The 8678-nt window shown below is 45.0% G+C and carries 9 protein-coding genes; all 9 read right to left on the reverse strand.

Annotated elements, in window-relative coordinates; genetic code table 11:
- Positions 1–219: phosphopantetheine-binding protein (locus tag VIP81_RS22115; RefSeq protein ID WP_331966473.1), on the reverse strand; the 219-nt coding region annotated here is incomplete at its 3' end.
- 93 nt (positions 220–312) lie between these two features.
- Positions 313–1539, reverse strand: a complete 1227-nt coding sequence (locus VIP81_RS22120; RefSeq protein ID WP_331966476.1) for a beta-ketoacyl-[acyl-carrier-protein] synthase family protein — start codon at positions 1537–1539, stop codon at positions 313–315.
- Positions 1540–1685: 146 nt separating this feature from the next.
- Positions 1686–2414 (reverse strand): 3-oxoacyl-ACP reductase FabG, encoded by a 729-nt coding sequence (gene fabG / locus VIP81_RS22125; RefSeq protein ID WP_331966479.1) that lies wholly within the window; start codon positions 2412–2414, stop codon positions 1686–1688.
- A 42-nt stretch (positions 2415–2456) separates the two neighbouring features.
- On the reverse strand, positions 2457–3992 hold the full coding sequence (locus VIP81_RS22130) for an aromatic amino acid ammonia-lyase (protein WP_331966482.1): 1536 nt from the start codon (positions 3990–3992) through the stop codon (positions 2457–2459).
- A 151-nt stretch (positions 3993–4143) separates the two neighbouring features.
- Positions 4144–5433 (reverse strand): hemolysin family protein, encoded by a 1290-nt coding sequence (locus tag VIP81_RS22135; protein WP_331966485.1) that lies wholly within the window; start codon positions 5431–5433, stop codon positions 4144–4146.
- A 23-nt stretch (positions 5434–5456) separates the two neighbouring features.
- Complete coding sequence (locus VIP81_RS22140) at positions 5457–6188, reverse strand: ZIP family metal transporter (RefSeq protein WP_331966488.1); 732 nt, start codon at positions 6186–6188, stop codon at positions 5457–5459.
- Entirely contained in the window at positions 6185–6763 is a 579-nt protein-coding gene (locus VIP81_RS22145; protein ID WP_331966492.1) for a phosphatase PAP2 family protein, read from the reverse strand. Before VIP81_RS22145 ends, VIP81_RS22140 begins: the two co-directional genes overlap by 4 nt.
- A 2-nt stretch (positions 6764–6765) precedes the next feature.
- Positions 6766–7509, reverse strand: coding sequence for a class I SAM-dependent methyltransferase (locus tag VIP81_RS22150; protein ID WP_331966495.1), 744 nt, complete (start codon positions 7507–7509; stop codon positions 6766–6768).
- A gap of 111 nt (positions 7510–7620) precedes the next feature.
- On the reverse strand, positions 7621–8678 hold a 1058-nt coding region (locus VIP81_RS22155), incomplete at its 5' end, for an LTA synthase family protein (protein WP_331966498.1).

Raw genomic sequence — 8678 nt, forward strand, 5'->3', positions numbered from 1 at the left:
ATCGTAGAAATCCTGGAAGGTGACGATAGCCTGGAAATCTTCAGGATTTACTTTAAATCCGAAGTTATCTTCTATCACTACTACCATGTCAATATAATCCAGACTGTCAAGATCCAGTGTGGACTTCATATTTGCTTCAGGTGTGATTGATTCGGCGTTTGCTTCAAACTCCTCTACCAGAAACCTATTCGTAACAGTTATTATTTCTCTAATGTCCATAAAGTGCGAAATCAGATATAGGTCGTTTTAAAATTATTTATTGCATCTTAGTTGGTCTAACGATCCTGATCCAGGGGTCAAAGTTAAGAATATTTACTTTCCGTTCCACCTCCTGACGATAAGAGAAGAGTTGGTGCCTCCAAAACCGAAAGAATTCGACAAAAATATATTAAAATTTTTATTAATTGTACTGGACACAATATTTAGCCGGGCGGCGTCCTCATCGGGATTTTCCAGGTTAATATTGGGTGCAATAAATCCATGTTTCATCATGAGCATGGAGTATACAATTTCGCTGGCACCTGCCATCCAGCACTCGTGGCCGGTCATAGACTTGGTGGAGCTCACGTAGGGTCTGGAAGCGCCGAATACTTCATGCAGAGCTTTGGCTTCACTGGTATCGCCTGCCAGTGTGGACGTAGCGTGTGCATTAATATATTCGATATCGCCGGGTTGCAGACCTGCATCTTTCAGCGCAATCTCCAGCGAGCGTACGGGCCCGTCTACAGTAGGATTGGAGATGTGGGAACCATTGGAAGAGAAGCCATATCCCATCACTTCACCTAAAATGGTGGCGCCTCTGCGTTGGGCTGATTCCAGGCTTTCGAGGATAACGGTTGCTGCGCCGCCACTGGGTACCAGTCCATCGCGGTCGCGGTCAAAAGGCCGGGAAGCGCGGGCAGGATCATTTTCCCTGATGGAAAAAGCACCGATGGCATCGAAATTCCCCATCGCATACAAATTCACTTCCTGGGCGCCGCCGCAAATAACGGCATCCTGCATACCACTGCGGATAAACATGTAGCCCATACCAATGGCATGAGAACCGCTGGCACACGCTGCGCTCACGGTAAAGTTTACACCACGAAGCTTGAAAATAGTCGCCAGGTTCATGTTCACGGTGGAGTTCATGGTCTGGAATACAGAACCGGAACCCACCAGCATAGTATCTTTTTTTGCCCGCATTACATCGTTGGCTTCCACCACTGGTTTTGCGGAGCTGTCATTACCATATAAAAGTCCTATGGGTGTGGCATCAATATAGTCGGGTGTAATGCCCGACTGCTCCAGGGCTTCACGGGTTGCCATATAGGCAAACTCCGCCTGTTCCGGCATCATGATCCTGGACCGACGATCCAGTATCCCTTTGAGCTCGGGTCTTTCTATATAACCGGTTAATCCTGACCGGTAACCAAAAGTTTTCCTCTCTGGGTCCAGCACAATGCCGGATTTTCCCTGATACAATGAATCTCTTACTTCCTGCATATCCTTTCCAATGCAAGAGTAGATTCCCATTCCAGTGATCACTACTCTGTTCATAAGCTTGTAGCTTTTAGCGGTTAGCTTTGATCCAGCTATTAGCTATTAGCTTTTAGCTTTTAGTAAATGTAGCGAAGCGTATGTTATGCTAATTTCCGCTGCATTTACTAAAAGCTAAAAGCTAATAGCTAATAGCTAAATGCTACTCAGGTGTGCAACCCTCCATTAATATTCAGTACCTCTCCGGTAATATACCCTGCTGCTTTGGAAGCGAGGAAAGCTACTGCTTCCGCTACTTCTTCCGGTGTACCAAAGCGGTTCATGGGTACTTGTGCAGCCAGCTCTTTTTCATTGAGCTCTGCTGTCATATCTGTTTTAATAAATCCGGGTGCGATGGCATTTACGGTGACGCCTCTTTTGGCAACTTCCTGGGCCAGGGCTTTGGTAGCACCTATGACCCCTGCTTTTGCAGCGGAATAATTTGTCTGGCCGGGTAAACCTTTGATGCCAGACAACGATACCATATTAATAATACGTCCGTAACGTTTTAATAACATGCTATTCAATACCTGTTTCGTCACATTAAAAAAACCGTTCAAACTGATGTTCACTACATTTCCCCACTGTGCTTCATTCATCCAGAACATCAGGGAGTCTTCCCGTATTCCTGCGTTATTGACCAGTACTTCTATCTGTTGCTCTTTATTATTTTCTACCCAGCTCCCCAGCACCTGCTGTACTTCTGCAGCGTCTCCCACGTTAAACTGCAACAGTTCACCGGTACTGCCTTTTGCTTTTACCGCTTCCAGGGTTTCCAATGCTGCCGCTTCATTTCCTTTGTAGTTGATGAGTATATGATAACCTGCTTCGGCCATTTTTATACAAACTGCCCTGCCTATTCCTCTGGACCCACCTGTTACTAATGCACACTTCATGAAATTACGAATTACGAATTACGAATTACGTTGTACCGGCTACTAAAACTCTACGGGTACATTTTTTATCAGGTATTCCTTAATTTTCTGAAGATCCTTGTAACGCGGGCTATCCTCAATAAATTTAGGAAATATTGCTCTGACTTCCTGGTATACTTTATGGGAAAAACCAGCCAAACGATCCTGACAATTCAGGTAGTCTACCGCCTGTAACATCGTCATCACCTGTATCGCCAATACCTGGAAAGTATTTTCTATCACCTTGCTGGTCATGATGGCAGCATTACAACCCATGCTCACAATATCCTGGTTGTCATTATTATTTGGAATACTATGCACATACATCGGGAATGACAAGGTCTGATTTTCTGCCACTGTAGATGTAGCCGTAAACTGAACGCCCTGCATTCCAAAATTGAAGCCAAGTTTTCCGAGGTTCATAAACGGCGGGAACTTATGGTTCAATTTATCGTTCAGGAGGTAGTTTAATTGTCTTTCTGCGAGCATAGACAATTTGGTAATGGCAATTTTTATTTTGTCCATTTCCAGAGAGACATAGTCACCATGGAAGTTACCGCCATGGAAAACATTTTCCAGGTGATGATCCACTACCGGGTTATCGCTCACGGAATTCAGTTCCTGCACTACCAGCTTCTCTGCCTGTGCCAGCGTATCGTACACGGGGCCCAGGATCTGTGGTACGCAGCGCAGGGAATAATATTCCTGTACTTTATCTTTAAAAATTTCTTCTTCCAGTTCTTTATAGAGATGATCGGGGCGATGGCGGACCATTTTGCTACCTGTCAGGATTTCTCTCATTTTGGCGGCAATCTGCTGTTGTCCTTCATGCTTTTTCACGGCATTCAGTTCGGCAGAGAGGTGGTCATCAAATGCCTCCACGATTTCGTTGATCATGGCAGATAATACCACAGACCATCCGAGGAGTTTTTTGGCTTCGATAAGGTTTACCAGACCTACGCCGGTCATGGCGGAAGTACCATTAATGATGGCCAGTCCTTCTCTTACGTGTATGCCTATAGGTTTGAGGTTCAGTCGGGCAAATACTTCTGCCGTAGGCTGATATTTATCTTCATACCATACTTCTCCTTCGCCGATCAGTACCAGGGCCAGATGGGCTAATTGTACCAGATCGCCACTGGCGCCTACTCCACCGTGTTCAAACACACAGGGATATACGTTTTTATTGATCAGGTCTTTTAAGAGATGTACTACTTCCGGATGAATGCCGGAATGTGCCTGCATAAAGCTGCTCAAACGTGCAATCATCAGGGATTTTGTATGCAGGGGTGACATACATTTTCCTGCGCCGGAGCTATGGCTGCGGATCAGGTTATATTGTAACTGGAAAGTATCTTCATCGCTGATCCGATACTGCGCCATAGGACCAAAACCGGTATTAATGCCGTAGATCAGTTTCTTTGCCGAAAATTTCTCAAGGAATAGAAAACTAGCTTCCACCTGCTGCAGAGCTGCTGTTTCGAGTGTCAGCTCTTCTCCGCCCAAAAGGACCCTGTACACTTCATCCAGGGACAGCGCCTTACTTCCTATTGCAACCATTTTATCTTAAATTAAATTATTTGTATATGTAAAAAAGTGCTCAAAATTAGCATAAAGCTAGATTTATCCAAATAAATAACAACGGTCCCAAACGAATTCCGGGTAATTACGCATACGGTTATTACGCTTTTTACTTTTGGGGGATCACTATTTATTCTTCCTCATGCTGGGTTGGCGGTGTTACCAATACTTTATCGATGCGGTGCGCATCCATGTCCACTATTTCGAATGTAAAATCGCGCCAGGTAAACTTTTCACCGGTTTGCGGTATATGTTCCAGGTGGTGCAGAATGAAGCCTGCCAGCGTATCAAAATCCTGCTCAAATTCCGTCATCCAGTCTTCTTTATCAAATTCTTCCAGGAAATCATAGAACGGAATCTGTGCATCCACCAGCCAGGTACCATCTTCGCGGAGCACCATTTCGTAGTCATCGCTTTCTGCGGTTTCCGGCATATCTCCTACAATGGCTTCCAGGATATCATTCAGGGTAATCATGCCCAGGAATGTACCGTACTCATCCACAATAAAAGCAGCGTGCAAATGCGTTTCCTTAAACTTCTCAAGCACCTGGTAGGCTGTATTATTTTCCGGTACAAACAGGGGTTTACGGATAATATCCGCCAGCGGCACAGATTTGCCGGCTACGGTGTACAGGTCTTTTATCGTGATCAGTCCTTTGATACTATCTATCTGCCCATCACATACGGGGTATACCGAATGCAGGCTGTCATGAATTTTTTTCTGATAATCAGCAGTAGCCTCATTGATATCCAGCCAGGTAATATCATTCCGGTAGGTCATAAGCGAGGTAATGTTACGGTCGCCCAGGTGAAATACGCGCTCAATGATTTCCTGTTCTGTTTCTTCGATAGCGCCGGAGTTGGTGCCTTCGTTGATGATGGCCTTAATCTCCTCTTCCGTTACGTGGGTATCACCGGATTTAAGATTAAATAATTTCACCAGCACAGTAGTGGAGGCAGACAGTAACCAGATAAAAGGAAAGGTAAGCCAGGAAAGGACCTGCATTGGCTTTGCCATGGCTTTGGCAATGGCTTCCGGTTTAGCCAGTCCGATACGTTTGGGTACCAGTTCTCCCAGTACCATAGAGAAATAAGTAATGGCCACTACAATGATGGTAGTAGCTACCACGCTGCTGTAGGGCTGTATAGCGGGGAATGTATTGAGCCAGGCCATCACATCTGTTTTGATGTTTTCGCCTGAATAAATACCCGTTAATATGCCGATCAGGGTAATACCGATTTGCACGGTAGAAAGAAAGGTGTCCGGATTATTGGCCAGCTTCAAAGCTGCCTTTGCTTTTTCATCCCCTTTATTGGCCTGGTTTTCCAAACGGATCTTCCGGGCCGAGACCAATGCTATCTCGGACATCGAGAACAGGCCATTCAATAAAATAAGGATGAGGATAATGACGACTTCCATATATAAAGCCTAAAAATAAAAAATTATTCAAATATCAGGGTAAGAAATGCCAAAAGCAGTCCTAGTGCTATTGCCATGACCTTTTTCCTGCTGAGTTCATGATGTTTTGTGCCACTTTCATAAAAAATAGTAGTGGAAATGTGCAGAAATGCACCTACTACCAGCGCTACCACGTATAAAAGGTAATGCTGTACAATATCGAAACGACTGCCCAGCCATCCTGCCAGGATAGCGGCCAGTGGTGTTACCAGTGCAAATATCAGCAGGATCCGCCAGAGATCTGCCCGTTTTTTATGTGCATGCATCATCACGGTGATCAGTGTTAATGCTTCCGGAATTTTATGTGCGGCCACTCCTACCATCAGTGAGGGCAGTGCGGAATGATCATCATATTTAAATCCCAATGGAATACCTTCCATGAAGGCATGGATGGAAAGTCCCAGCAGCAGCGGCGTTACCGCAATATGATGATGATGTTCCTGTGGTACATGTGTATGCCCATGCTCCATACCATGCGATAGCTGCTGCAGGAAAACCTGCAGAAAAAATCCGGCTACAATGTAAATACCGGCCTGATGTCCCAGCTCATGATACACTTCCGGCAGGAGGTGCATAATGATCACCCCAAAAAGAAAGGCGCCGGTAAAGGCCAGCAGGTAAATTGAAAAATTGGCAGAAATACGTTTTACCGTCATGGGAATCATCCCACCTGCAATGGTTGCTGCCAGTATTAATATCAGATAGTTCCAGTTCATGATGTAAGTTCAGACTCCAGTCTTATGCGGCGTTGAAAGAAACTTCCGCTGAGCAGTCCGATTAAAATGCCCAGTACAGCACCACCGGCTACATCCAGCGGATAATGCACTCCTACGTACACCTGTGCATAGCCAATAACGGCGGCCCATACAAAGAATAACCAGGCATACCGGCGAAAAGCTGATTTTAAAGTTATGAAACAAAATGTAGCCAGCGCAAAATGATTCGCTGCATGGTTAGAAGTAAAGCTGCCGCTCATGGGGCAGTATACCACCAACACTCGGGCATAATGCGATACCACCGGGTCCCGGCAGGGCCTTACTCTTCCGATGGCGCTTTTCAGATACAGGCTGCCCTGATCTGCCAGGCCAAAGCAAAGTAAAAAGAAAAGGATCCAGAAAAGTCCTTTCCAGCCATAGTTAATGGTAACAAACAAACCCAGGAAAAGGTACAAAGGCGCCCATACAAAAGGTTCCCGCAAAAAAGGCAGGATCACATCGAGTGCCCCATTGTGCCATTGTCCGTTAATATGAAAAAATAACCGGAGGTCTTCACGGAGTATTGCTTCAAGCATGGCTATAATTTTGTAGCGATAATGATCAGTCGTGGCGAACGCTGTTCATCATAGCTGTTAAAGTGATAGTCGCCGAATATTTCTGTTATTTCAAGTCCCTGTTTGGCAAACATGACCTCAAAATCCTGCCTGGTAAAGGCATTCACGCTTTCGGTGTAAGTAGCGCGGCGCATTTTATTTTTGTCGAGGATACTGATTTGCTTCATGAATTTATGATCTTTCAGTTCCCGACGGATATCAAATACCACATTTTCCTTTTCTTTCACTTCATCATATACCAGGTGGGCGGCTACATAATTGCTATTGAGGTAGTCCAATACCAGTTTGCCACCGGGCTTCAACGCATTCTTCAACGTGCGCAACGCATTGTCGTTGTCGCGCTGGGATTCGAAATAACCGAAGCTGGTGAAAAAATTGAATACCACATCAAAGTAGTTTACCCAAAAAGGTAAGCGCATATCGTGTTGGAAAAAACTCAGGTGGTCGTTTTCCAGTTTTTTAGCGGCGTTGATACTTTCAATAGAAAGATCGATTCCTGTTGCATTATAGCCTTTATCGGCCAGATATTTGGCATGTCGTCCCATTCCACAGGCCACATCCAGCATTTCCGCTTCCGGAGCCGGTTGCAAAAATGCCAGCAGTTTATCAATGAAGGCAGCAGCCTCCCGTTCATCGCGGTTGTCGTACAGCAAATGATAGTAGGGAGAATTAAACCAATCCTTAAACCAAAGTTTATCAAGATCCATAATCAGAGAGCTTTTAGCTGTTAGCTGTTAGCTGATAGAAAATGCAGCGAATGAACAACATAGCACCATCTCCGCTGCATTTCCTAACAGCTAACAGCTAATAGCTAACAGCTATTTTTTATTGTTAAACATCAAATATCGGGTGCTTTCGTAAAAGCCACGTGTTAAATTATCAAGGCTTTTCGCTGTATCCGCCTGTTGTGCACGGACATTCTTCAGCGGATCGCCTTTCAGATCGTATAGTGCGGTGGAATCGTTTACCATGTTTATTTCATACAGGTAACGATCGCCCAGCGTAGCATAATAAGGCATCTGGTTGCGCAGGTACGTCATGAAAACATACTTATTATCTATCCGGGTGCTGTCAAATAAATCTACCCCCAGTGTATAGTTTTTATATGGCATCCCTACCATTTTAGCCATGGTAGGATATACATCCAGTAAGCTGCCCGGTGTGCTGATCTGCTGTGGCGCCAGGTGTTTGGGACTGTACATAAACGCTGTTACATGTACACCGCCGGTAGACAGTTCATATTCGGGTAACGGCATAAAGCTGTATGGATTGAGCACACAGTTATGATCTCCGAAAAATACGAAAACGGTGTTATCCAGGTAACCGTCTTTGCGGGCCATATCAATGAGATGCCCCACGTTATAATCTTCATACCTTAATGCATTAAACTGATCGATTGACACAAAGCCCGACTTTTTGAACTTATTCATGTCAATATCCTTCTCCCTTAATTTTTTAAAGTCGCCGGCCCCGGTGGTAATGGTATAAGGCGGGTGATTATCTGCCAGTTGCAGAAACGCAACGAAAGGTTGTTTTTTATCATTGTCTTCTTTAAAGATGCCGCTGGCTTCTGTGATCAGGTCGTAGTCGGAAACGCCCCATACATCTGCTTTGGCCGACTTATACATGCCTTCTTCGTAGATCCGTATACCTTCCACATTATTGGTAAACACTGCGCGGATGTTAGCCCAGTTGGTGTTGCCACCCAGCAGGTACAGTTTATCGTAGCCTTTGAACTGGTCCATCACAATACGCTGATCCAGCATTTTAGGATGACGGCTGGCGGTTTTTACGGCGGTAATATCCGGCAAACCGGTATGTACGCCAAACACGGTTTTAGCGGTGCTGATGGCGGGTACATAGAAATTTTTAAAGA

This window comes from Chitinophaga sp., assembly GCF_036566945.1.
Classification (GTDB): domain Bacteria; phylum Bacteroidota; class Bacteroidia; order Chitinophagales; family Chitinophagaceae; genus Chitinophaga.

What these genes read in the sequence shown, in the direction of transcription:
- VIP81_RS22120 (WP_331966476.1), bottom strand. Translation starts at nt 1,539, where the DNA reads ATGAACAGAGTAGTGATCACTGGAATGGGAATCTACTCTTGCATTGGA.
- fabG (WP_331966479.1), bottom strand. Translation starts at nt 2,414, where the DNA reads ATGAAGTGTGCATTAGTAACAGGTGGGTCCAGAGGAATAGGCAGGGCA.
- VIP81_RS22130 (WP_331966482.1), bottom strand. Translation starts at nt 3,992, where the DNA reads ATGGTTGCAATAGGAAGTAAGGCGCTGTCCCTGGATGAAGTGTACAGG.
- VIP81_RS22135 (WP_331966485.1), bottom strand. Translation starts at nt 5,433, where the DNA reads ATGGAAGTCGTCATTATCCTCATCCTTATTTTATTGAATGGCCTGTTC.
- VIP81_RS22140 (WP_331966488.1), bottom strand. Translation starts at nt 6,188, where the DNA reads ATGAACTGGAACTATCTGATATTAATACTGGCAGCAACCATTGCAGGT.
- VIP81_RS22145 (WP_331966492.1), bottom strand. Translation starts at nt 6,763, where the DNA reads ATGCTTGAAGCAATACTCCGTGAAGACCTCCGGTTATTTTTTCATATT.
- VIP81_RS22150 (WP_331966495.1), bottom strand. Translation starts at nt 7,509, where the DNA reads ATGGATCTTGATAAACTTTGGTTTAAGGATTGGTTTAATTCTCCCTAC.